The following is a 23,200-nucleotide window of genomic DNA, read 5'->3' as shown; positions in this document are numbered from 1 at the left end:
AAATTAAGCAAGTTCAATTAAAACTTGATTCTTTTCAACACTAACAGCTTCTTCAACAACAATCTTTTTAATGCTGCAATCGTGCTCTGCTTTTAATACATTTTCCATTTTCATGGCTTCCAATATTAAAATGCCATCACCTTTAGCCACTTGATCTCCCTCCTTAACTAATATCCCAATAACTTTACCTGGCATTGGAGCATTTATGGAAGTGCTGATATTATCGGTTGCACGTTTAATTCCCATCTTGTCAAGAACGAAGTCTAAGTTGTTTTTGAAAACAAGATCGTGAACGGAATGATTGTGTCGAATGGTCATTGTTTTTAAAGCGATATCTACATTTAAAACTTCAATGATCTCTGCCTTTTCCCCGAGTTTTTCTATTTGATAAACATCCCCATTCAATTGCTTAATGTTATAATCGGCAATTTTCTTTTCTAATTCAATGGTATTTATCGTATTCAACATAGTCCTAAATTTCTAATTCAAATCTAAACAATTATTTGTACGATTCGGCTATTTAGGGGGAATTAATCTCGACTTTTTATTGGCCGGTCGTATAACTAAATAGACTCCAGCAAAAATAAGTAAAGCGCATAAAACTTTGGCAATCGTAAAGTCTTGGGTATAGTCTTCTAATCCAACCAAATAAAATAAGTAGATGAAAGAAGCCGCAAAAATAGGTTGAAAATAAATATAAGTACTACTGGTTGAAGGGCTGAGTTTTTTCATAGCGAATACGGTAAGTAGATAAGGTATAAATGTAACACCAAGCACTACAAAAACTAATCTTAAACCCGAATCAATGCTAAGGTTATCAAATTGTACACTACTTAATTCAGGCCAACTAAAAGGCCAAATGCTAACATAAATCAGCCCAAAAGTAAACACCCATGTGATCACTGTAAAAGGTTTGTATTTTGCCATTAATGGTTTAACCAATACGAGGTATAAGGAATAGGAAATGGCATTAATTAATATAAATACATCACCTAAACCAGTGCTAAATCCAACGTTTTTACTTAGGATAGTAAAAAGTACAGAGCCGATAGTACCCAATACTATTCCTACTACTTTAAGTTTTGTGGTTGATTCTTTTAAAATTAGCATGGATAATACCAGCACAATAATCGGTGTTGTAGTCATGATTATCGGGGCGTTTATTGGCGAGGTAATCATAATTCCATTAAAGAAAAACAACTGATTAATTGCCACCCCAAATAAACCACAGGCCGCTAGTCTCAAGAAGTCTTTAGGGGCGATTTTTTGATACTGAAAAGCGTAGATAATCCAGAATAAAATTGTTGCACCTAAAACACGTAACAAAATAAAACCATTTGCACCGATAACGTTTGGCATTAAGCCTTTAGCAACAACGTAATTAGCGCCATACATTAAGTTGAGCACCAAAAGTGCTAAGTGCGATTTAAAGTTAACTGGCATTTAGGCTACTAAAGTTAACGTTTTGCATCAATTTCTGCTTTTGCAGCAGCTACCGTTTTTTTCGAATTACCAACAAAAATTGCATCATCTATAATTAAAACAGGACGTTTTAAAAAGGTGTATTCTTCAAGAATTAAATTGCGCATTTCGTTTTCACTTAGCTCTTTTTCGTGTAGCCCCATTGCCCGATATTTCATTGATCTTTTTGAAAAGATTGCCGAAGCACTTCCAGCCATTTTAATCATTTGATCTACTTGATCAGCTGTTATTAGATCTTTTTTAATATCCTGCAACGTGTAGGATTCATCCAAATCCCATTCTTTTAAAATTCGGCTACAAGTAGAGCAAGTGGAGAGGTAATAAACTTTTTTCATGGCTTAAAATTCGGCTTTTTTTGGAGTTCTTGGAAATGGTATGACGTCTCTTATATTTGACATTCCAGTTGTAAACATCACCATACGTTCAAAACCTAAACCAAAACCGGCATGCGGTGCTGTTCCAAATTTACGAGTGTCCAAATACCACCACATCTCTTCTTCCGGAATGTTAAATGCTTTGCATTTTTCAACTAAGGTATCATATCTTTCTTCACGTTGCGAACCTCCAATAATTTCGCCAATACCAGGGAATAGGATGTCCATGGCTGCAACTGTTTTACCGTCGTCATTCAAACGCATATAAAAAGCCTTAAATGAAGCTGGGTAATCAGAAATAATAACAGGTTTCTTAAAGTGCTTTTCAACTAAATATCGTTCGTGTTCGCTTTGTAAATCTGTTCCCCACTCAACCGGGTATTTGAATTTTTTCTTTTTATACGGTTTAGAGTTTCGTAGTAGATCAATTGCTTCAGTATAAGTAATTCGCTCAAAATCGTTGTTAATTACAAAGTTTAATCGTTCGATTAAGCTCATTTCATTTCTCTCAGCTTGCGGTTTTGACTGATCTTCTTTAAGTTCTCTGTCGTTAAGGAATTGAATATCATCAGCACAATTCTCCATCACGTACTTACAGATATAACTTAAAAAATCTTCAGCTAAATCCATATTATCCGTTAAATCATTAAAGGCAACTTCTGGTTCAACCATCCAAAACTCTGCTAAATGCCGTGCGGTGTTCGAATTTTCAGCTCTAAAAGTAGGTCCAAAAGTATAAACCTTTCCTAATGCCATCGCCGCCAATTCTGCTTCTAGCTGACCAGAAACAGTAAGGTTCGTTTCTTTACCAAAAAAGTCTTCGGACCAATCAATTTTATGGTCTTCTGTTAATGGTGGATTTTGTGGATCTAAAGTAGAAACTCGAAACATTTCACCTGCCCCTTCAGCGTCAGAACCTGTAATAATTGGGGTTGCTATGTGATAATATCCTCTTTCATTAAAATAATTATGAATAGCGAAAGATGTCGCATGTCTAATTCTGAAAATGGCTCCAAACAAATTCGTTCTAAAACGTAAATGAGCTTGCTCTCGCAAAAACTCTAAACTATGTTTTTTGGGCTGCATGACCGTTTTACTCACTTCATCGGGATCAGCATCACCAAGTATTTCAATTTTTGATACAATTAAATCAAACTTTTGCCCCTTTCCTTGGGACTCCTCTAAGACACCAGTTACAGCAACCGCTGCGCCAGTGGTGATACGTTTAATTAATGCCTCTTCTTCATTTTCAAAATCAATAACAGCTTGAATATTATTAAGTGTTGATCCATCATTGATCTGAATAAATCTATTTTGGCGAAATGCCTTTACCCATCCCTTCACTTGAACTTTGTCTCCAAAGTTTGAGGCTGCTAATAATTGTTTAATTTCTATTCGTTTCATTCCGTTTGATTTGAAAAAAGGCAAATTTAAATAAAAAGCAGCATTTCACCGCTTAAATATAGATTGGGTATTTAAGGAATTTCAGGTTTATTCAAACCTTTTAAATAATTCATTCGTCTTAATGAAAATAGATGATGATAAACACTTTTAGTTTAGTTTTGTCGTTTAATAATTAATAATTGACCTAAAATTTTTAAAATGAAATTGAAAACAGGATTAGCATTTGCAGTAATCGCATTGGTAATGATGGCTTGTCGAAAAAAAGACATTCAGCCGGTAATTAAGTTAAATGGAGCCAAAGAGGTAACACTTTCTTTGGGAGAATCATATGTTGAAGCAGGAGCAAGTGCAATGGATAATAGGGACGGAGATATTTCGGATGATATTCTAATTTCGGGCGTGGTCAATAAAAACAAAGTTGGCGAATACCGTGTTTTTTACGATGTTGAAGATCAGGAAGGTAATCAAGCGGCAACAGCTATACGTTTTGTAAACGTTGTTAACGACGCAGACTTTATGATTGGGACATATGAGGCAACACCAACTTGTACCGGTACCATGACGGCTGGTCAATATCACACATCAATCCGTACTTCATTGACTCAAAACAATGAAATTATCATTCGTCGAGTTTTGTTTACGGTTGAAGATGAGCCGGTAATCGGTAAAATTAGTGGGAATGATATTATAATTCCTTCTCAAGAAATTGGAGATCATACGGTATCGGGTTCAGGAACAATCATTGACAACGATTTTATTTTGAATGTGACCATGGATGGAGGAATGACATATGACTGCACAATTAATCACATTAAACAGTAATTATAAAAACGAAATCCAATAGTATTTTAAAAAAAGGATGGTTGTTCGCAGCTTTCCTTTTATGCCCATTAGTCGCCCAAGATAGCTTGATCGAGCCTTCTCAAACACCACGATTTACGTTCGGAAATTTCATAATAGGGTGGTATCTTTTAGTTATTTTTTTTCGCAAAAAAGAAGTTTCTCTTCCTGCTTTATTTTTGATTTTAATACTCTTCTTGTTTTACCTTATTAGTTTGAGTGGATGGTTTTGGGCCTTTAATCGCGCAGATCTAATATATGAATCTCAAAAAATTATTCTTGCAATTGGAGCCCTAGTTTGTTTGAAAGATATAAGCACACAATTTGGTCATACCGTTCTCCAAGAAATTGTTCTTTTTATATTGATTTGTACCTATTTAATTTTTGGACTAGGTTTTGTTATGAATCAAAACTTAATTGACACGTTGTTTGGTCATAAAAATTTGTTTTGTTCTTTTCTGTTTTTGGGATTGCCGTTCGCTTTAATCGGCTTTAAGTCTTTATCGTTAAGATTTAAAATAATTCATGGTTTAATCTTAGCAATTGGTTTGACAATTATTTTCCTACTTCAAACTCGTCAAGTCATAGTTGCGATAATTGTTTTTACCTCCTTTTATTTTATTGTAAAACGATCATTCGGTTGGAAAAAGTGGCAAAAAATAGCTGTAATGAGTGTTTTTTTTGGAATGATGATTTCAATTGGTTCATTACTCTTATCCGGATCATCTAAAATTCAGCAAAATAAATTTACAGCCTCATTAATAGAGCGCTTTCAACTTTGGGATAAAACCAAAGCCTTAATTCATGAGAATCCTTTAGTTGGGGTTGGCACTGGAAACTGGCAGTATAATTATTCAAAATTTTCAGTCAACAACATTGAAAAGGCTAGTTATTACAACACTTTTTTTAAACGGCCACATAATGATTTTTTATGGGTATTGTCGGAAAACGGGTGGATTGGTTTAGTTATCATTTTAGTTCTTGTGATCGGGGTAGGTTTAAAATCGTTAAGGGAAATCTATCAACATAAAAACGAGTCGAAATTAATTATTCTAGCGGCAAGTATTGGCTTAATGATCATCGCGTTTTTTAGTTTTCCGAAAGAACGGATTTTGCACATTGTCATAAGTGTAACCTATTTAGCTTACTTAACCGAAGGATGGAAAGTAGATTTGAAAAAAATTAATTGGTTTCCCCGAGGTTTTATTGCTTTAAATATCGTTCTGCTAAGTGTTAATGTTTGGATTGGAATACAGCGCGTAAAAGGGGAATATTACACAAATTTAGCGATTGAAGCCCAAAATAACCTACAAGCAAATGCGTCCATTGAATACGGAGAAAAAGCGCTAAGTATTTGGTATACGAATGACCCTTCAGGGACACCAATATATTCATTTATTGGATGGGGATATCATCAAAAAACAGATTTAGAAGCCTTAGTTGAGGTCAATGCAAAAGCTTTTGAATTAAGTCCATTTGATTATAAAGTTTTGAGTAATTACGGGTATTCATTAATTCGTCTTGGCCAAATGAATCGGGCAAGGCTTGTTTTAGATGAAGCTTATCGTATCAATTCAAATTACGAACCAACATTATTAAATCAATCCGTATTAGCATTTAATACAGGGAATTACCGAGCTGCCATGGAATGGTTGAAGGGAATCAAAGGATATGAAAAAAAATATCCTCAAAATCTCGAACGCATTCAGCGACATTTAATCGAATAGTTTTTTCCAGAATTTAGCAATCAACCCAAGACAAATTAAAAATACTAGCCCGAGGTATAAACTTTTGGTAGGGTCTCCTACAAGATATTCGCCGAGGGAAAATAAGGCTGAATAAATCCCAATTGAACCAAGGAAAATGCATAAAACTTTAATTCCCATGTTTTTAAATCTCGTTTCAAGTCCATCTGTAGAAATTTGACCGTCAGTTTTCGAAATATCGGTAAGTGAATTATTGTTTGTATGGTTAAAAGCTCGATTTTGAAATTCTGGGTTCATAAATCGATTACTTTTGGTTAGAAGAGTAACCAAAACCCAAGACAATGTAGTAATAGTGACGCCTGCTAATAGTTTGGTTGATTCTGAATAAGTAATATGATATGCACGATCTGCAATAAAAAAATACAAGGCAACAAGAAAAGAAACGGACATAGCGGTAATTTCACTGTAGGGATTAATTGCTTTCCAAAACCATCTCAAAATAAATAATAAACCAGTTCCTGCACCAATTGTCAAAATTAAATCGAAGGCAAATTTTGCTTCTTCCAAAACGACCGAAAGAAGTGCAGCGAGAACCATCATTACAGCAGTTGATATCCGCCCAACAAGGACTAAAGTTTTTTCAGATGCCTTTGGTTGGATGAATCGCTTGTAGAAATCATTTACCACATACGACGAACCCCAATTTAAGTGAGTTGATATGGTTGACATAAATGCCGAAATTAGGGATGCTAAAACCAATCCTAATAAACCTGCTGGTAAATAGGTTAACATGGCGGGATAAGCTAAATCATGTTGGTATAAATCTTCATTCAATCCTGGAAATTGTGCCTTTATATCGGCAAGGGTAGGAAAAAGAACTAAAGAAGCCAAAGCAATGATTATCCACGGCCAAGGACGTAAAGCATAATGCGCAAAGTTGAAAAACAAAGTTGCGGCAGTAGCATGCTTTTCGTCTTTTGCAGCCAACATCCTTTGTGCAATATATCCACCACCGCCAGGTTCAGCTCCCGGATACCAAACACTCCACCATTGAACAGCTAAAGGAATAATTAAAAGATTCAGCCAAACTTCAGAGCTGTCGTTTGAACGGGGAACGAAATTTAATTTTTCTTGAACTTGAGGGTGGCTAAGCAATCCTTCCATCCCTCCAATTTCAGGCAGATCAATTATAAAATAGGCCGCCCAAATTGATCCCACCATTGCAATTATAAACTGAAAAAAATCAGTTAGAATAACGCCTTTTAATCCACCCAATAATGAATATAAAACGGTGACAACACTTGCAATACCTAATGTTTCAAAGGCCGATAATCCAAGCATCGTATGTCCAATTTTAACTCCCGCTAAACAAACAGTTGCCATGATTACGATATTGAAAAATACGCCTAAATAAATTGCTCTAAATCCTCTTAGAAACGCGGCCGCCTTACCTTTATAACGAATTTCGTAAAATTCTAAGTCAGTGCTTATTCCAAGCTTTCTCCATAAACGGGCATAAATAAACACCGTTAGCATTCCTGTGAGTAAAAAGGCCCACCAAGCCCAATTTCCTGCAATTCCATCTTTCCGCACAATACCTGCAACTAAATTTGGAGTATCTGCCGCAAAAGTTGTAGCTACCATTGAAACACCCAGTAGCCACCAAGGCATATTTCTACCGGATAAAAAGAACTCCGATGAATTTTTGCCCGCTTTTTTAGAAACTAAAACACCAATCCCTAAAGTGATAATAAAAAATCCAAAAATGATACCTAAATCGAGATAACCTAATTCCATACGAGCGAAAATAGGGAATTAATTGTTTTGATGCACGTTTGTTTTGGTCTTGTTAAAAATTACATTTTCCGCTTTTGTCTGCGCACAGAAAGAAAAAGGAATATGCCCAACGCTATAAAAAGGGGGAAAAACCAGAAGTCTAACCATAAAGAATAGGGGCTTTCAAATAAGATAAGTAAGACAATCATTGCTATGAAGAGCATCATTTGATGGCCCAGAGCATACAATCGTTTTAAATCTTTATTTCTGGTTTCAACCACCAGTTTTCCAGTATTGGCTTTGTCTAAAAATGTATTTAAGCTGGATGGCAATTGGATTAGTGCTGAGAATTCTTGTTTAATGGTGTCAAGAATTAAGTTCTTTAAGCCTCCATCGCTTAAGACAATTTTCTTTAAATAAGGTTTTATTGTTTCCAGTGGGTTATAGTTTGGCGCTATACTTGCACTTATTCCATGAATTAGAATCATTGTGCGGTCCAATAAAATCCAATCTTTTGGTACTTGAATGGTGTGTGTTAAGTTTCGAATCCCTATTTCTTTTCTTAGGCGATCGACACTACTTCCTTTTATATCATCAAATTTTACATCTTTGATGTTTAGATTATCAATTTTAATTTCGTTTTGAACGAAGGTTGTAAGGGCATCAACCAACTTCTCAGCTACTTCTTGCGATTCATAATCATTCCCTAGAAAGCCCATTTTTTGCAGTGATCGAATAATATTTGGCGTATCTTTTCGAATAATATGTTGAATGATAATAGGAATTTCTTTTCTCATCTCGTCATTTAGCTCTGCTGTTGCTCCAAAATCCAAAAGAATTATTTTACCCTCTTTATTTACAAGGACATTTCCGGGATGAGGGTCAGCATGATAGAAACCGTCCACGAGGACCATTTTGCAAAAAACAGTGATGAGTTGCTCCGCCAATTCCTGTGTATTTATATTCCATTCTCTCAGTTGTTCTAACTGGGTGATTTTAACACCGTGATGAAAGTTTGTCACTAAAATTTTTGAAGATGAATAAGCCGTGTAAACTTTAGGTACAATGATACGTTCAAACTCCTCAATATTGTCAGAAATACGAATCATTGATTCCGCTTCTTTTTGGTAATCCAGTTCGGCCTCAATCATCTGCCTTACCTGTTGATAGACATAATCTATTCCTTTGATTTTAAGCACGAACGAAATTCTACGGATAAGATTTTGTATGATGGTGAGGTCGACTTGCGCTAATTGTTCTATATCGGGATGTTGAATTTTGACGGCTACTACCTCCCCAGTTTTAAGCCTCGCTCTATAAACTTGCCCAATGGAAGCTGATGCAAGTGGTTTGTGGTCAAATTCGTTAAAAATGGTAGACAGGTCTTCACCAAGTTCGGTACGAATGGTTTTTTGTGTCGATTCAAAGGAACTTGCTGGAGCATTATCTTGCAAAGATTCTAATACGGTAGCATAAGCTTCAGGTAAAATATTGGACATCACCGAAAGTAATTGACCTATTTTAGTGAATAAGCCCTTTAATTCTATGATGGCCTTTTTTATACGTTGTGCATTTTTTAAATTGAGTTGCTCAATTCTTTTGTCGAAGTATGCTTGGCCAAAAAGCCACTTTTTTGCAAAAAGCCACAAATAAGAAAACACAATTTTATTGGCTAATCGATACGCTTTTCGTTCTCTGTACTTAGTCTTTAATGCAGCCATAATTTTAAAGGATAAAATGGATTACAAGTTACGATTAATCCTTGTTTTTATGGAGTGGTAACTTAAAATATTTGATGTGATAATTGTCACTTAGAATTATAAAAAGGGGTGTTATTTTTGTAAGTAATTAACAATTCGTTTATGAAACATCATATTAAACCATTATTAGAAGAACGATACGGATTTTTATTCGAAGATGAACTAATTGACGAGATGTCAGAAGTGGCAATATTAAAAGAAGTGAGGGAAGGCGAAATAATCATTGATTATGGTCAAAATATAAAAGGAATGCCCCTGATGTTGGATGGTGCCATAAAAATTATGCGTCAAGATCCGGATGGTGATGAATTGGTTTTATACTATTTAGAAAGTGGTGATGTTTGCACGATGACTATGACCTGTTGTTTAGGACAAAAACAATCGGAAATAAAGGCGGTTGCAGAACGAGATACCATGTTTTTATTCGTTCCTACTGATCGTATGAAAGTTTGGACAAAGAAATATGATTCATGGATGGCATTTGTCTTTGAAAGTTATAACAACCGTTTTAATGAATTACTTGAGTCGATTGATAATTTGGCATTTAATGACTTAAATGAACGATTGTATAAATATTTAAAGGATAAAGTCATGATCACCAAATCAACCAAGCTGGAGCTAAGTCATCAGGAAATAGCTTATGAGATGAATACTTCTCGTGTTGTAATTTCGCGTTTACTCAAAAAATTAGAGAAAGAAGGGCGCGTGCAATTAGGAAGAAATAAAATTGATTTATTAGATTTTTAAGTTGTTATGGTGATGTAATCTTGCTTTTTATCAGCCTAAGAGGTAACAAATGTTACTGTAAAAAATATTGATCTCACTTAATTTTGATTAAAAATTGAAATTATGAAAATCGAACAAATTTATACGGGTTGTTTGGCACACGGTGCTTATTATATAGAAAGTGAGGGAGAAGTGGCTATCATTGATCCACTGAGGGAGGTGAATCCCTATTTAGAGTTGGCAAAGAAAGAAGGAGCAAAAATCAAATACATTTTTGAAACGCATTTCCACGCCGATTTTGTGTCAGGTCATTTGACCTTATCAAAACAGACGGGTGCTCCAATAATTTATGGCCCAACGGCAAAACCTGATTTCAATGCAATAATTGCGGAGGATAACCAGGAATTTGAATTGGGAAAAGTAAAAATTAGAGTGTTACATACGCCTGGTCATACCATGGAAAGTGCTACATTTTTATTGTTGGATGAATCGGGAAAGGCACATGCAATATTTAGCGGTGACACCTTATTCCTTGGTGATGTTGGACGGCCAGATTTGGCGCAAAAAGCAGCTAATATGACGCAGGAAGAGTTGGCCGCTACTTTATACGAAAGTCTGCGGACAAAGATTATGACGTTGCCGGATGATGTAATTGTTTATCCTGGACATGGAGCAGGCAGTGCTTGTGGTAAAAACATGAGTAAGGAAACTGTTGGAAGTATCGGTTTTGAGAAGAAAAATAACTACGCACTGCGTGAAGATATGACGGAAAAAGAATTTGTTTCTGAGGTGCTAGACGGTTTAACAAGTCCACCGGCCTATTTTCCGATGAATGTAATGATGAATAAATTGGGATATGAGGATATCGACGAAGTTATTAAGAATGGAAAAAATGGATTAAGTCCACAAGCGTTTGAGGAAGCTGCAAATGCAACGGAAGCGGTAATGTTAGATGTTCGTCAACAAGAAGAATTTGCGAAAGGACACGTTCCAAATTCTATTTTTATTGGCTTAAATGGTGATTTTGCCCCTTGGGTGGGAGCATTAATTGCAGATGTTAAACAACCCATTCTATTAATTGTTGAGGAGGAATTCATAGAGGAGACAATAACGCGTTTGTCCCGTGTGGGATTCGATCACGTCATTGGTTATTTAGAGGGGGGAATGGATGCATGGAAGAAGGCGAATAAAGAAATTGGAAAGGTAACTTCAATTTCAGCAAGTGAATTTGCACAACAAATAGGGCAAGGAAATAATCGCGTGGTAGATGTAAGAAAGTCGTCTGAATTTCTTTCAGAGCATGTAGAAGGGGCAAAAAATTTCCCGCTAAGTGAACTAAATTCGTATTTGAATGAATTTGCAGATGATCAAAACAATTTTGTTCATTGTGCTGGCGGATATCGATCTATGATTGCTGTTTCTATATTAAAATCAAGAGGAATTCATAACATAATAGATGTGCAAGGAGGATTTGGTGCAATTAAAGGCACAACTGTTCCTGTAACAGATTATGTATGTCCAACAACACTTTAAAATTTATAAAAATGGGACTATTTAGTATGTTTAAATCGGGTACAAGTACACAAAATAATTATCAAGAATTAATAGAAAAAGGGGCCTTAGTAATTGATGTCCGCACGGCACAAGAATTTAATGCAGGACATGTGCCCGGAAGTAAGAACATTCCTTTACACTTATTAAATGAAAAAAAGAAAGCATTTAAAGGAAAGGAGATTATTTTAGTTTGCCGTTCTGGTGCTAGAGCAGAGCAAGCGAAACAGGTTTTGTCACGTTCTGGTTTTATTGCGCATAACGCAGGTTCGTGGCGTTCTTTAATTTAATCTAAAACGATGTTTAAAACAACCATTCAAGTACAAAACCTCAAATGCGGAGGTTGCGCTCATACGATAGAGCAAAGATTACAAGATTTACAGTATGTAAAAGCAGTATCGGTGGACAAAGATTTGTCCACCGTTCAGGTTACTATGGATAATTCGGACAAAGAAAATGACCTTCTTGGGCTGTTATCAAATTTGGGATATCCAGCTATAAATGAAGAAAACACTTTTGGGAAGAAGGCAAAATCTTTTGTGAGTTGTGCTATTGGAAAAATTTCCAGTTAAAAAATTAGGTAATCCAATGATACGATATTAAAATGTATTGGGTTTAAAATGAGATAGGCGAGCAAGATTAATCGTGAAAAAACCAATTTGGTATCCCATACTGGATCTAAAAAGGAAAATGCGAAACAAACTACCATTAAATGTAAACCAATAAGATAAAGTAAGGGTGTTGTAAATATTCCTAATATTAAACCTATTCCCCCGATTAATTCTATGTAGGACGAGGTATAAACAGATAGCTTAGTTATTGTAGGGTGGACATGACTGGATTTATCTCCATGGGTAATTTCACTTATAACATGATTTAGTTTAATCTTAAAAATTTTATCATAGGCTTGAAAGAACAACAAGATTCCTAAAATTAAACGAATTACAGTATATAAGAATATGAATTTATTGGTATCTAGAAAAACATTTAACTCTTCCATATTAAAACTTGTTGCTTATGGTATACAAGTTAAGAATAAGTGTGGAAACTAGCCAATTATACAAAAGTATTTTTGATAAACGAGGTTTGTAGAAGCTTATGGAAGGCTGAATAATATTATTGAGCTCAGTCTTTGAGAGCAATCATAGGTAAATGAGTTCGTTCAACCAATTGTCTTGTTACGCTATGCTTAAAAATTCGTTGGATGAGGTTATGATTTTTAGGGCTCGTCACAAATAAATCCACTCCTTTTGCAGTTGCAAATTCTAATATTTGATTTTCAATAGCCGCACCAGAATCTTCAGCTTGATGAGTTAAAACTATGGTTGCGTTAAATAAAGTTTGGAGATTTTGTTTAATGGGATCTAAAGACTGTTCCCCGTTTGTTGAAATATGATAGAGGTGAATTTCGCTTGGTTGCTCTTTCATTTCCTTAATTAGTGTTTCAAACCCTTTTAGGCCTTGCTCAGGATTGGATATAGCAATCATAATGCGTTTAGGATTTACAATCTTGGCAACGACAGGAACAACGCATACAGGTATCTCAGCGTAATCTATAAGATCTAAAGCAGTGCTACCAATGAGTTTTTCATAGAGATTTGAGGAACCGTTAGCACCAAGTCCAATAAGATCCATTTTTTCATTCACCTTATATTTCTCCAAGGTTGCTAATAGCGTTCCTTCTTCTGCACTTGTTTTGATTTTCACTAAAGGGAATTCTGCCTGAAGTTCTTGTGCTACTTTTATGAGTTCTTTTTCATGGTGTGCGTCAATTTCATCTAAAAAATCTTGATAAAAAGTGGCACCAGCGAATTTTACATTAGCCGAATTTATAAGAGTGTATTCTACTGTTTCTGTTCCAAACAAGTTAATAATATATCGGGCAGCTTTTAATGATCCGTATGAAAAGTCAGTAGTTAATAATATATTCATAGTGAAAATCCTTGTACACCTTAAAGGTATTAATAAATCAGAATCAATAGTCTATTTATTGTATGATGTCGTTCTTTTTTTGATTATTTATCTTCAAACCAACTAGCATACATGCGATAGTTTTTCGCAATTCTTTGAACTTCACCTTTAAAAAGTTCGGGAGATATATCTTTCACTTTTTTAGCAGGTACTCCTGCCCATACGCTTCCTTTTCCTACTCTAGTTCCTTCCAAAAGCACAGCTCCAGCGGCAACAATAGAGTTCGATTCAATATGGCAATTGTCCATGACAATAGAACCCATGCCAATGAGGACATTGTCCTCTACTGTGCATCCATGAACTAAGGCATTATGACCAACAGAAACGTTGTTACCAAGAACCGTTTTGGTTTTTTCATAGGTACAATGGATGACAGCTCCATCTTGAATGTTCACATTATCACCCAATATGATGTCGTTAACATCTCCGCGAACAACGGCGTTAAACCATACAGAGCAATTTTCCCCCATTGAAATTGAGCCAATAAGAGTTGCATTTTCTGCTAACCAACAGGAGCTAGGAATTCGTGGAGTATTTCCACGACAAGATTTAATCAAGGCCATTTTTAAAGTTTAGTAAATTTTAAACGAAGATAAGTTTCTTGTTCAAAAAATGATAGTTTGTAGGCTATTGAATCTTTTTTATAAATGTAAATCGGTAAGATGGGGTGCTCTTGAATAATATCAGCAGATTTCTTAAGATAGTCTTTAAGTCTACTAGGGTTATTTAAATATTTTTTTGATTTAAGATAAATTTTACACCAGTTAGGTTGGGCTTCGTTTGGAAATATAATTTCAGTTGAATCATCCGTTAAGAAATAATGATAGTTATAATCGAAATGAAGAAGTGTGCTTGGCAATTTATTGCATAATGCTACATAATCCTTGTTCGTTTTATTAAAGTTTAAATCCAAAAAATAGTTTTTCGGGTAATTTTTGAACGAATTAAACGGAGGTGTTTTTTCTTCATCCTCAGTAGATTTGGGTTGGCATCCAAAAATAAATACTGCACTAATAATGAATAAATGAAATTTCACAGGTATAAAAAAACCCATCAGTCGAACGACCGATGGGTTTAAAACTTTTAAATAAATTTATTTAGTTTGGTCTGCAGAGTAATTGATTTTTAAAGCATCAATATCTCTTAGTTCTTCTTTTACATCAGAAACAATTCGCATACCAACTTCTTTATCAACTTTTAGTGAAGTAACGATGTCTAAGGGACTTACGCCTTCACGTCCTTTTGATTCTTTCCAGTCTCCAACTTGAGTAGCGTCTGTTGCCAAGCGGTCATCAAGCTGAATACGTGGTTCTGTACCTTCTTCAGCATCAATTGGATAACCAATATAAATAAAGTCTACTTGATCTTTATTCTCAATTGGCAAAGCTTGATCTGCCACTGGTTTAGTGATATCAACTTTTAAATCAACCTCTTTCATTGTCGTAGCAACCATGAAAAAGAATAGGAGCATGAAGATAATATCTGGCAAGGCAGATGTATTTACCCCTGGTATTGATTTTTTTCCTCCTTTTTTAAACTTAGACATAATTAACGATCAATTTTAGATTCAATAATACGTTCTGGAACCAAGATTCTCAAATTAGAAATATACAATTGATCCTCTTCGCGGTCTTCTCTTAATTCAAAGTAATCAGGATAATCCATTTGTTCACAAGCTTCAACTCGTAATTCGTTTACAACTTGTTTCAAAATGTTCTGTACTTCCATGTATAAACCGTAGGTCGTACCGGCTTGATTTTTAAGCTGAATAACGGCTGATTTATGAATTTCGCTATATGAATTAGTTGGAAAGCTTTGGCATAGCTTTAACTTTTCTTTCCATTTTTCTAATTCACTTGCATATTGTTTGTTGTCCGGATACTGTTCAACTAATTTTTGCAAAGCAGCGATTTCAGTTTCACATTTAGGGATGGTTACCTGTTGATAGTTCGGCATGTTTTTATCAACGTCTGGACGATTTTTATTCACCGTATAGAAGTCCATGACAATATCATACAATTCATCAACTTGCGTTGGTTTCCCTTCCACTAAAAGTTCATCTTTTGAATTGGCTAAAATTTCCAATACATTTCTTTTATTAATTGGTGGAGGAGGCGGTCCAACATAATCAATTTTCAGCGGCAATTGGCGACCAATACCCGCATCAACCTCCATAGTTGTGGTTACCAAGAAGAAAATGAGGAGCAAGAAGGCGATATCCGCCATTGATCCTGCATTAATTTCTCCTACTTCTCTTTTTGCCATAGTTAAATTTTATTTAGTGAAGTATCCGATTAAGTTTCGAACACTTTGCACAATGATTAAGGCGATGGCAACGGTTACCAATACATAAGTTGTTTTAATTCCAATACCACCCCAAAGTAAATTCTGTTCTGTAGCGTCTTCTAATGTCACAATGTGACCTGTTGTTTCAATATTTACCATTGAATAACCAACTAAAACTAAAACTCCAAATACGATTATTCCAATGGCTGTTGGAATAAATTTCTTAGGATTAATAGCGATGGCTATAATTGTAAAGATTGCAATTGCTGCAAGAGCTAAGACTAGAATAAACAATGAAAAACTCACTGAATTTGAAACTGCTGAAGGATCGGATAAAACTTGACCAGTCACTTCATCAATTTCGTGCGTGTACCCCATTGCCGAAACAATTAAGAAGATACCAACTACGGCTAGAATTACGACAACTGCGCCAGTAATAAGTGATGTTACTTTATTATTCATAGTTCTTTAATTTTTTTGATTGTTACAAAATAAGTCTTATCGTAGGTTTTAACTACGCTGCTACTTTGTGCTTAATCAAAATATCAATCATTGAAATTGAAGCATCTTCCATGTCATTTACAAGGCTATCGATTTTCGCCAATAAATAGTTGTAAAAGATTTGTAAGATAATTGCTACAATCAATCCAAATACAGTTGTCAATAAGGCAACTTTAATACCTGATGCAACAACCGTTGCTGAAATTGTACCTGCATTTGCGATATCATCGAATGCTTGAATCATACCGATTACTGTTCCCATGAATCCTAACATCGGAGCCAAAGCAATAAATAATCCAATCCAAGACATTCCTTTTTCCATTAGTCCCATTTGAACGCCACCGTAAGCAACAACTGATTTTTCAACCATTTCAATTCCTTCATCTGAACGATCTAATCCTTGGTAGAAAATTGATGCAACTGGACCTCTTGTATTTCTACAAACTTCTTTTGCAGCTTCAACACCACCTGATGCTAATGCGTTTTCAATTTTTTCAAGTAAAGATTTTGTATTTGTCGTAGCTAAGTTAAGGTACACGATACGCTCGATGATTAAGGCTAAACCTAGAATCAAACATAACAATACAATTCCCATGAAACCTGCACCACCTTCAATGAATCTTGTTTTCAATTCAGTTGTAAGTGAGTACGTTCCAACTTCTTCTTCTTCTCCTGCGTTTGCAAGTTGCTCAGATGCGTCACCTTCAGCTTCTTCAACTTGCTCAGTTTCCATTGCTGTTGTTTCAGTTGCAGCTGAATCTGTAACTTCATCTTGAGCTAAAACTGAATTAGACATTCCAAAGGTTAAAAAACCTGCAAAAGCGACTAATGCTAATACTTTTTTCATTGTTTTTTGTTTAATAAAAATTATTTAAAAGTTCTGCTTCTTTTTTTAGTTTTCAAAAGCAAGGTGCTAAAGTACAAAAATTTATAATTTAATTTAATCTAGCCATATTTTTTTAGCCTTTTCACGGTATTCTTCGCGCAATGATTTGTGACCAGCACATTGTATTGTCCTATTGCTCAAATTCATTGTAAGTTGCAATGAAGAATATCGTTGCTTAGCTTTGGATTAATTCCACCACTAAACTTAACATTTTGTTAACTTCGAATTCGGGCCGGAGAACGTTCACCACAGATATTGGTCATGAGTTTATTCTTTTTTTCCTCCAAAGATAAGTTTGAACCTAAAACATACATCATTTTAGTGATAGCGGCTTCAGTTGTCATATCTCCTCCACTTATTACTCCCATTTTTGCAAATTGTTCACTGGTTTGATATTTTCCATGAGCAACTTCGCCGGTAACACATTGCGTAATGTTTAAAACAATCCCCCCATTTTCAATGTAGTTTCGTATGAGATTCTCGAATTTAACATTAGAAAAAGAATTTCCTGCACCAAAAGTTTCTATTACAATTCCTTTTGTTTCAGAAGGGTTAAAGAAACTGCTTATGGTGTTGATTGGCATTCCTGGAAACAGTTTAATCAATCCAATATCTGTTAAAAAGTTAGTGTTGATTTCCAAGTCATTTTTCTGGGTTCGGAATAAGGCATTTTCATTAAAATCAATATGTACTCCCGCTTCTGCCAGGTTGGGGTAATTTGAGCTGCTAAATGCTTCAAAATTTTCGGCACTTATTTTTTGAGCTCTATTTCCTCGGTATAAAGAATATTCGAAATATAGTGCAACTTCTTGTACTATTGCTTCTCCTCTATAATCTTTAAGTCCAGCTATTTCGATGGCGGTGATAATATTTTCTTTGCCATCAGTTCGTATTTGTCCAATTGGAAGTTGCGAACCCGTTAATATAACTGGTTTCTTAAGGCCTTGTAGCATAAAACTAAGTGCAGATGCTGTATAAGCCATAGTGTCCGAACCGTGTAAAATTACAAATCCGTCGTAGTTAACATAATTATCAAAGACCGTTTTAGCAATTTCTGCCCAATTCGTTGGGTTCATATCCGATGAATCAATCGGATCTCCCATTGAATACGCTTCTAATTGATAGTCAAACTGTTTTAATTCTGGTACGCTTTGATATAAATGCTCAAAATCAAACGGTTTTAGAGCGCCGGTTTCGGAATCATTTATCATTCCAATTGTGCCTCCAGTGTATATAATTAGAACCTTAGGGTTGTTCATCTATCTTTAATTTTTTTATCTGTCAGATGAACCGTTTGCAAGCCGAAAAAATTCGAAACTCACATTCGCCTGTTGCTATTGACAAATAAACAATTTATACTTTAATAGTCGCTCGGAAATTGAGTCAACGGGTCGAGTTATTTATTTTACCGTATCAAACAATTCCAAGGCGTTTTTCGTGGTTGAATCTGCAATATCTTCAATACTACACGATTTAACTTCTGCTAACTTACTTGCTATCAATGTGGTGTAGTCGCTTTCGTTTCTTTTCCCGCGTTTGGGCGTTGGAGCCAAGTAGGGGGAGTCAGTTTCCAGTATTAAATGGGATAAATCAATTTCTTTAATTGTTTGATCTAATCCACTATTCTTAAATGTTAAAACTCCGCCAACACCAAGCTTAAAGCCTCCATAATTAATAATTTTTTTAGCTTGCTCTAGAGTTCCTGTGAAGCAGTGGAATACACCGTTTAGATTGTCATCATTTAATTCGTCTAATACTTCAAAAGTTTCGTTAAAAGCGTCTCTTACATGAATGGCAATGGGTAGTTTCATTTCTTTCGCCCATTTAATTTGCTCTGCAAAAGCGGCTTTTTGATATTTTAAGGTCGTCTTATCCCAATATAAATCGATGCCTATTTCTCCAATGGCAATGTATTTTCGTTTGGATAACCATGGTTTAAGTTCGTCTAATTGGGACTTCCAGTTTTCATTCACAGAACAGGGGTGTAAGCCCATCATGGGAAAACAATTCTCAGGATATTCATCGACCAACTTATGCATTCCATGAACGGAGTTAGAATCGATATTGGGAAGGAAAAATTTTTGAACACCGCTTTCAATTGCACGATTGACAACTTCATCACGGTCTTCGTCAAATTGATCTGAATAAAGATGAGTATGTGTATCTATAAATATCATGCAGCGAAGATAATTGAGATCTTGTTAAAAAACGATGAACCTTGTCGAAATTGTAGGATAATTTAATTCCAATCAGGACATGAATCACAGCCATTTTTTGTCTTTATATAGAATAAAAATCCACCCAACAACTCCCATTGACCATATACAAACTTGTGCTGCGCATAGGCAGATTGACTGGTTGCAATTGGGTTTTTTGGTAAGTGGATAAAACCTCCAGACCAATTCGATTGAAAGAAAAAATGATTAAAAAAATCAAACCTTAAACCGGTGTGCAATGAGATACCATATCCTGAAAAAAACTGTTTGTATAACGAATGGTACTCTTCTCCGTCCCAATTAAAATCGGTTTGAGTTATTACTGGTCCTAAACCAACACCTACTCTTCTTTGAACGGCGAACTTTCTTCTTTTCGTTTTATAAAGGGGAACTGTATTGTTTAATTGAACAGAAACGTAGTTCAGCCCATTGGTATTCTCGTAATGTAAATCTTCATAACGAATAGGAATTAAACCGTCAGTGGTTTTATATGTTCCGTTCAGTTGACTCGTAGAAGTGTTTCCGGCATCTCCATCCAAATAAAGACTTTGATTTTTATCCATAACGTATTTCATGTGGTCATAACCGATAGAAATATCCCATCTGTGTTTATAGTACCAACCTAAACGAATATTGAATTGCGGTACGGTTAGTGTGGATGGGTCAACATAAGTAGAAAAATTTCGTGCTGGTCGATCAGAAGCGCTAAGGTCGTGAGCCGTAAAGTCGAATTCAGGACTGTAAAAACGGACGTCGCTTTTCGAATAGATCCCTCTATTATATCCCCAATAAAAATAGACTGTATTTTTTTGTGTGCCGAACTTTTTTTTGAACGAATAATTTTGTCCAAAAGAAAATTGATTGCCAAAAATTATGATTAAAACGGCTATTGTTAGCTTGAAATTCATGTGTTGTAATAATTCAATTAATGAAATTGGTTACCAAAAGTAAGCATTTGAATGCTATTTTAAATCACAAAAAATAAATTGTAAATTTGAGAAAACCCAAAACGAGAAAATGGCGGAGCATAATAAATTAGGCCAAAAAGGAGAGGCAATCGCATTAGATTATCTTGTTAATAAAGGCTATCAAATAAAAGAAAGAAATTTTCGATTTAAACATCAAGAGGTGGATATAATTTGCGAGCACGAAAATATGCTTGTTGTTGTAGAAGTGAAAACGCGTGCAAATCGATTTATGGCTGGACCTGAAGAGACTGTTACTAAAAAAAAACAACGAGCGATTATTAAAGTGACCAATCACTATGTTATAGAACATGAGGTCGATAAAGAGGTTCGATTTGATATTGTTTCTATATTACTTACGGATGAGCTCTGTGAAATTGACCATATGGAGGATGCTTTTTATCCTCTACTATAACGGTGCGATTTTCCTAAAATTAAGTCCTTAAGTCACACTATTTTTTGTAATTTTGACAAAAAGGCTTTTATGAATATCCCAACGATAGATTTACCGCGAGTAGTGGTAATTGGCGCGGGATTTGCCGGACTAAAGTTAGCCAGACAAATCAATTCCAACCATTACCAAGTCGTTCTTGTCGACAAGAATAATTATCATACTTTTCAACCCTTATTGTATCAAGTTGCTTCAGCTGGTTTGGAGCCCGATTCAATCGCTTATCCAATTCGAAAAATTCTTAGGCGGAAACCCAATACTTATTATCGAATGGCAGAGGTTGAAGGTGTTGAACTGAATCAAAAGCTTGTCAATACAAATATTGGGAAAATAAAATATGATTATTTGGTTATTGCAACTGGTGCGGGGAATAATTTTTTTGGCAATAAGACGATTGAGGAGAATGCGGTGCCGATGAAATCATTGGTTGAAGCCTTGGATTTACGAAGTAAGATTTTACAGAATTTTGAGATCGCATTAAATACGCACGATTTAAAAGAGCGTGAACGCTTAACAAATTTCGTTATTGTTGGTGCTGGACCTACAGGAGTTGAATTGGCTGGGGCATTGGCGGAGTTGAAAAATAAAATATTACCAAAGGATTTTCCTGATTTAGATTTGAGAATGATGAAAATTCATCTCATTGAGGCCGCTCCGAGAATTTTATCAGCAATGAATGAAAAGTCGTCTTCGAAGGCGAAGACTTATTTGAAGAATTTAGGAGTTCATATTTGGGAAAATACAAAAGTAGAGGACTACATTGAAGGTACGGTGCATACCAGTAACGAGGATTTCTATTCTGATAACTTAATCTGGGCTGCTGGTGTTAAGGGTCAAATTCCTAAAGGGATTGATGCTTCAAATATTGGTCGTGGTAATCGGGTAAAAGTAAATGGTTATTGTCAATTACCGGGTGATGAATCTGTTTTTGTAGTGGGAGATGTAGCTTTAGTTGAATCAGAAGCATACCCAAATGGGCATCCAATGATGGGTTCAGTTGCCATGCAACAAGGAGCTTATTTAGCGCATTTTTTTAATCGAAAACTCAAAAACAAGTCCGTTCAACCATTTGAATATAATGATAAAGGCTCAATGGCAACTGTCGGAAAAAATAGAGCGGTGGTTGAAACAAAAGGATTTAAATTTCAGGGAATATTTGCATGGTTTGTTTGGATGTTCGTGCACTTAATGCTGTTGGTCGGCTTTAGAAATAGAGTTGTGGTTTTTGTGAATTGGATGTGGAACTACTTTAAATATAATAACGGATTACGCTTGATCATTCGCCCATATTATAAATCAAAAAGGGAGGAAAAGAAAAATAAAAACGCAGCGTAATTTGGGTATAATTTTTGATTAAAACTGTGCGTCGCTTATAAAATAATATGTTGAAAAAACTTTTCTTCACATGCATAGTGGGGCTCAGTGCACTTTCGTTAATTAAGCCGGGACAATTAAAGAAAATAATTGACGGTAAGATTACATTGGAAGTAGAGGAACTTTTACCAGGTCAAGAATTTAATGTTGGCATTACAACAACTTTACGTGATTCTACTAAACTTCATTCGCAAACTTCGAATTTTACCATTAATTTTTCGGATTATGAATTTGAGATGTTGAATGGAGTTGAGTTGATTCAAAAGTCCAGAACAGTGATGAGCTTAAGGGTCTCAGAAAACTCATATCTGAACCCCTTTGTAGAGTTAAAAATTAAGTTGCGACGTAAAGGAGAAATTAAACATTTCTTACGAATTCCAATTAGGTATGATTTAACGCAACGTGTAGTTTATCAAGGAGAAGACGGATTTGATCCACGTTCGACCACAGAAAATGGATATCGGAAAATACCTATAGCAGGTAGAGTAAATGTTGAATTCATCGATAATGAACAAACGTTAACGAATAACAGTGATCCTGCAATAATTGGTGGAAAAGGACCAGATTTGGAGGTGTTTGTTTCAGTAATAGACACGATGAGTAAGGCATTTATTCGAGTAAAAATTATAGATGAATTTGGTGGGAGAGTTACTAAAACATTAATCCCTGAAATAGGTCAATTAGAGATTGAAAGTATTGGAGGAAAAGGAGGGATAAGTAGAAGCGGAGGGAAAGGTGGAGATGGAGGAGATGTAACCGTTTATTTGTCACCACGTGCCAAACCTTATTTTGATCAAGTTTTTATACTCAATTATGGTGGAGAAGGAGGCGAACTATGGAGACCTAAAGTTGATGGCCAAAAGCGTGGCCCTTATGGAAATGAAGGAAGTTTAAAGATTATTGAACAATAACCTTTAAACCTCCGTGTATT

General features: G+C 35.3%; 26 protein-coding genes. 9 read left to right on the top strand and 17 right to left on the bottom strand.

Going from position 1 to position 23,200, the window contains the following annotated elements; genetic code table 11:
• Nucleotides 1-3: 3 nt before the first annotated feature.
• Genes A8143_RS10870 through asnS form a run of 4 tightly spaced genes read right to left on the bottom strand, consistent with a single transcriptional unit; the run spans nt 4 to nt 3,260 of the window.
• Entirely contained in the window at nt 4-468 is a 465-nt protein-coding gene (locus tag A8143_RS10870; RefSeq protein WP_070138089.1) for an acetyl-CoA carboxylase biotin carboxyl carrier protein subunit, read from the bottom strand.
• 48 nt (nt 469-516) lie between these two features.
• Nucleotides 517-1,443, bottom strand: coding sequence for a DMT family transporter (locus A8143_RS10865; protein ID WP_070138088.1), 927 nt, complete (start codon nt 1,441-1,443; stop codon nt 517-519).
• Nucleotides 1,444-1,457: 14 nt separating this feature from the next.
• Nucleotides 1,458-1,817: an arsenate reductase family protein gene (locus tag A8143_RS10860; protein ID WP_070138087.1), complete on the bottom strand. Its 360-nt coding sequence runs from the start codon at nt 1,815-1,817 to the stop codon at nt 1,458-1,460.
• A 3-nt stretch (nt 1,818-1,820) separates the two neighbouring features.
• A complete protein-coding gene (asnS, locus tag A8143_RS10855) occupies nt 1,821-3,260 on the bottom strand; it encodes an asparagine--tRNA ligase (RefSeq protein ID WP_070138086.1) in 1,440 nt (479 codons plus the stop codon).
• A gap of 198 nt (nt 3,261-3,458) precedes the next feature.
• Between asnS and A8143_RS10850 the strand changes: the two genes are divergently transcribed.
• Together A8143_RS10850 and A8143_RS10845 are read left to right on the top strand one after the other, a co-directional pair.
• Nucleotides 3,459-4,082, top strand: a complete 624-nt coding sequence (locus tag A8143_RS10850; RefSeq protein WP_070138085.1) for a DUF5011 domain-containing protein — start codon at nt 3,459-3,461, stop codon at nt 4,080-4,082.
• A 233-nt stretch (nt 4,083-4,315) separates the two neighbouring features.
• Nucleotides 4,316-5,827 (top strand): O-antigen ligase family protein, encoded by a 1,512-nt coding sequence (locus A8143_RS10845; RefSeq protein ID WP_139134339.1) that lies wholly within the window; start codon nt 4,316-4,318, stop codon nt 5,825-5,827.
• Here A8143_RS10845 and A8143_RS10840 read toward each other — a convergent pair.
• Both A8143_RS10840 and A8143_RS10835 read right to left on the bottom strand, forming a co-directional pair.
• On the bottom strand, nt 5,816-7,603 hold the full coding sequence (locus A8143_RS10840) for a sodium:solute symporter family protein (protein ID WP_070138083.1): 1,788 nt from the start codon (nt 7,601-7,603) through the stop codon (nt 5,816-5,818). The two genes, A8143_RS10845 and A8143_RS10840, sit on opposite strands and share 12 nt — an antisense overlap.
• Before the next feature lie 59 nt (nt 7,604-7,662).
• Nucleotides 7,663-9,303 (bottom strand): ABC1 kinase family protein, encoded by a 1,641-nt coding sequence (locus A8143_RS10835; RefSeq protein ID WP_070138082.1) that lies wholly within the window; start codon nt 9,301-9,303, stop codon nt 7,663-7,665.
• A 141-nt stretch (nt 9,304-9,444) separates the two neighbouring features.
• Between A8143_RS10835 and A8143_RS10830 the strand changes: the two genes are divergently transcribed.
• The 4 genes from A8143_RS10830 to A8143_RS10815 all read left to right on the top strand — a co-directional run bounded on the left by A8143_RS10830 (nt 9,445) and on the right by A8143_RS10815 (nt 12,191).
• Nucleotides 9,445-10,089, top strand: coding sequence for a Crp/Fnr family transcriptional regulator (locus tag A8143_RS10830; RefSeq protein WP_070138081.1), 645 nt, complete (start codon nt 9,445-9,447; stop codon nt 10,087-10,089).
• A gap of 102 nt (nt 10,090-10,191) precedes the next feature.
• Nucleotides 10,192-11,601: an MBL fold metallo-hydrolase gene (locus A8143_RS10825; protein WP_070138080.1), complete on the top strand. Its 1,410-nt coding sequence runs from the start codon at nt 10,192-10,194 to the stop codon at nt 11,599-11,601.
• Between the two features lie 11 nt (nt 11,602-11,612).
• Complete coding sequence (locus tag A8143_RS10820; protein WP_175437531.1) at nt 11,613-11,909, top strand: rhodanese-like domain-containing protein; 297 nt, start codon at nt 11,613-11,615, stop codon at nt 11,907-11,909.
• Nucleotides 11,910-11,918: 9 nt separating this feature from the next.
• On the top strand, nt 11,919-12,191 hold the full coding sequence (locus tag A8143_RS10815) for a heavy-metal-associated domain-containing protein (RefSeq protein WP_070138078.1): 273 nt from the start codon (nt 11,919-11,921) through the stop codon (nt 12,189-12,191).
• On the opposite strand, the gene A8143_RS10810 is transcribed toward A8143_RS10815, so the two are convergent.
• The 11 genes from A8143_RS10810 to A8143_RS10760 all read right to left on the bottom strand — a co-directional run bounded on the left by A8143_RS10810 (nt 12,188) and on the right by A8143_RS10760 (nt 20,387).
• On the bottom strand, nt 12,188-12,619 hold the full coding sequence (locus tag A8143_RS10810) for a DoxX family membrane protein (RefSeq protein WP_070138077.1): 432 nt from the start codon (nt 12,617-12,619) through the stop codon (nt 12,188-12,190). The genes A8143_RS10815 and A8143_RS10810 overlap by 4 nt on opposite strands.
• Before the next feature lie 125 nt (nt 12,620-12,744).
• Complete coding sequence (locus tag A8143_RS10805; protein WP_070138076.1) at nt 12,745-13,551, bottom strand: universal stress protein; 807 nt, start codon at nt 13,549-13,551, stop codon at nt 12,745-12,747.
• An 83-nt stretch (nt 13,552-13,634) separates the two neighbouring features.
• Nucleotides 13,635-14,153, bottom strand: a complete 519-nt coding sequence (locus A8143_RS10800; RefSeq protein ID WP_070138075.1) for a gamma carbonic anhydrase family protein — start codon at nt 14,151-14,153, stop codon at nt 13,635-13,637.
• Nucleotides 14,154-14,155: 2 nt separating this feature from the next.
• Complete coding sequence (locus A8143_RS10795) at nt 14,156-14,626, bottom strand: hypothetical protein (RefSeq protein ID WP_139134338.1); 471 nt, start codon at nt 14,624-14,626, stop codon at nt 14,156-14,158.
• A 57-nt stretch (nt 14,627-14,683) separates the two neighbouring features.
• Nucleotides 14,684-15,136, bottom strand: a complete 453-nt coding sequence (locus A8143_RS10790; protein ID WP_070138073.1) for an ExbD/TolR family protein — start codon at nt 15,134-15,136, stop codon at nt 14,684-14,686.
• 2 nt (nt 15,137-15,138) lie between these two features.
• Nucleotides 15,139-15,855, bottom strand: coding sequence for an ExbD/TolR family protein (locus tag A8143_RS10785; protein WP_070138072.1), 717 nt, complete (start codon nt 15,853-15,855; stop codon nt 15,139-15,141).
• Nucleotides 15,856-15,864: 9 nt separating this feature from the next.
• Entirely contained in the window at nt 15,865-16,338 is a 474-nt protein-coding gene (locus tag A8143_RS10780) for a hypothetical protein (protein ID WP_070138071.1), read from the bottom strand.
• Between the two features lie 52 nt (nt 16,339-16,390).
• Nucleotides 16,391-17,224 carry a MotA/TolQ/ExbB proton channel family protein gene (locus A8143_RS10775; protein ID WP_070138070.1) on the bottom strand — a complete coding sequence of 278 codons (834 nt, stop codon included), beginning with the start codon at nt 17,222-17,224 and terminating at the stop codon, nt 16,391-16,393.
• A 254-nt stretch (nt 17,225-17,478) separates the two neighbouring features.
• On the bottom strand, nt 17,479-18,522 hold the full coding sequence (locus A8143_RS10770; protein ID WP_070138069.1) for an asparaginase: 1,044 nt from the start codon (nt 18,520-18,522) through the stop codon (nt 17,479-17,481).
• A 141-nt stretch (nt 18,523-18,663) separates the two neighbouring features.
• Nucleotides 18,664-19,440: a TatD family hydrolase gene (locus tag A8143_RS10765; RefSeq protein ID WP_070138068.1), complete on the bottom strand. Its 777-nt coding sequence runs from the start codon at nt 19,438-19,440 to the stop codon at nt 18,664-18,666.
• Between the two features lie 62 nt (nt 19,441-19,502).
• On the bottom strand, nt 19,503-20,387 hold the full coding sequence (locus A8143_RS10760; protein ID WP_070138067.1) for a hypothetical protein: 885 nt from the start codon (nt 20,385-20,387) through the stop codon (nt 19,503-19,505).
• 109 nt (nt 20,388-20,496) lie between these two features.
• On the opposite strand from A8143_RS10760, the gene A8143_RS10755 reads away from it, so the two are divergent.
• From A8143_RS10755 to A8143_RS10745, 3 genes are all read left to right on the top strand, one after another.
• Nucleotides 20,497-20,859 (top strand): YraN family protein, encoded by a 363-nt coding sequence (locus A8143_RS10755; protein ID WP_070138066.1) that lies wholly within the window; start codon nt 20,497-20,499, stop codon nt 20,857-20,859.
• Nucleotides 20,860-20,928: 69 nt separating this feature from the next.
• Entirely contained in the window at nt 20,929-22,230 is a 1,302-nt protein-coding gene (locus tag A8143_RS10750) for an NAD(P)/FAD-dependent oxidoreductase (RefSeq protein ID WP_070138065.1), read from the top strand.
• 47 nt (nt 22,231-22,277) lie between these two features.
• Nucleotides 22,278-23,180, top strand: coding sequence for a hypothetical protein (locus tag A8143_RS10745; RefSeq protein WP_070138064.1), 903 nt, complete (start codon nt 22,278-22,280; stop codon nt 23,178-23,180).
• Nucleotides 23,181-23,200: the final 20 nt, after the last annotated feature.

This window comes from Crocinitomix algicola, from assembly GCF_001661595.2.
In the GTDB taxonomy this organism is placed as follows: domain Bacteria; phylum Bacteroidota; class Bacteroidia; order Flavobacteriales_D; family Crocinitomicaceae; genus Crocinitomix; species Crocinitomix algicola.
Note: the sequence above shows the minus strand (reverse complement) of the source record. Positions and strands in the feature narration are given on the sequence as shown.

Coding starts and splice junctions, on each gene's coding strand:
- A8143_RS10870 (WP_070138089.1), bottom strand. CDS start 468: ATGTTGAATACGATAAATACCATTGAATTAGAAAAGAAAATTGCCGAT.
- A8143_RS10865 (WP_070138088.1), bottom strand. CDS start 1,443: ATGCCAGTTAACTTTAAATCGCACTTAGCACTTTTGGTGCTCAACTTA.
- A8143_RS10860 (WP_070138087.1), bottom strand. CDS start 1,817: ATGAAAAAAGTTTATTACCTCTCCACTTGCTCTACTTGTAGCCGAATT.
- asnS (WP_070138086.1), bottom strand. CDS start 3,260: ATGAAACGAATAGAAATTAAACAATTATTAGCAGCCTCAAACTTTGGA.
- A8143_RS10850 (WP_070138085.1), top strand. CDS start 3,459: ATGAAATTGAAAACAGGATTAGCATTTGCAGTAATCGCATTGGTAATG.
- A8143_RS10840 (WP_070138083.1), bottom strand. CDS start 7,603: ATGGAATTAGGTTATCTCGATTTAGGTATCATTTTTGGATTTTTTATT.
- A8143_RS10835 (WP_070138082.1), bottom strand. CDS start 9,303: ATGGCTGCATTAAAGACTAAGTACAGAGAACGAAAAGCGTATCGATTA.
- A8143_RS10830 (WP_070138081.1), top strand. CDS start 9,445: ATGAAACATCATATTAAACCATTATTAGAAGAACGATACGGATTTTTA.
- A8143_RS10825 (WP_070138080.1), top strand. CDS start 10,192: ATGAAAATCGAACAAATTTATACGGGTTGTTTGGCACACGGTGCTTAT.
- A8143_RS10820 (WP_175437531.1), top strand. CDS start 11,613: ATGGGACTATTTAGTATGTTTAAATCGGGTACAAGTACACAAAATAAT.
- A8143_RS10815 (WP_070138078.1), top strand. CDS start 11,919: ATGTTTAAAACAACCATTCAAGTACAAAACCTCAAATGCGGAGGTTGC.
- A8143_RS10810 (WP_070138077.1), bottom strand. CDS start 12,619: ATGGAAGAGTTAAATGTTTTTCTAGATACCAATAAATTCATATTCTTA.
- A8143_RS10805 (WP_070138076.1), bottom strand. CDS start 13,551: ATGAATATATTATTAACTACTGACTTTTCATACGGATCATTAAAAGCT.
- A8143_RS10800 (WP_070138075.1), bottom strand. CDS start 14,153: ATGGCCTTGATTAAATCTTGTCGTGGAAATACTCCACGAATTCCTAGC.
- A8143_RS10790 (WP_070138073.1), bottom strand. CDS start 15,136: ATGTCTAAGTTTAAAAAAGGAGGAAAAAAATCAATACCAGGGGTAAAT.
- A8143_RS10785 (WP_070138072.1), bottom strand. CDS start 15,855: ATGGCAAAAAGAGAAGTAGGAGAAATTAATGCAGGATCAATGGCGGAT.
- A8143_RS10780 (WP_070138071.1), bottom strand. CDS start 16,338: ATGAATAATAAAGTAACATCACTTATTACTGGCGCAGTTGTCGTAATT.
- A8143_RS10775 (WP_070138070.1), bottom strand. CDS start 17,224: ATGAAAAAAGTATTAGCATTAGTCGCTTTTGCAGGTTTTTTAACCTTT.
- A8143_RS10770 (WP_070138069.1), bottom strand. CDS start 18,522: ATGAACAACCCTAAGGTTCTAATTATATACACTGGAGGCACAATTGGA.
- A8143_RS10765 (WP_070138068.1), bottom strand. CDS start 19,440: ATGATATTTATAGATACACATACTCATCTTTATTCAGATCAATTTGAC.
- A8143_RS10760 (WP_070138067.1), bottom strand. CDS start 20,387: ATGAATTTCAAGCTAACAATAGCCGTTTTAATCATAATTTTTGGCAAT.
- A8143_RS10755 (WP_070138066.1), top strand. CDS start 20,497: ATGGCGGAGCATAATAAATTAGGCCAAAAAGGAGAGGCAATCGCATTA.
- A8143_RS10750 (WP_070138065.1), top strand. CDS start 20,929: ATGAATATCCCAACGATAGATTTACCGCGAGTAGTGGTAATTGGCGCG.
- A8143_RS10745 (WP_070138064.1), top strand. CDS start 22,278: ATGTTGAAAAAACTTTTCTTCACATGCATAGTGGGGCTCAGTGCACTT.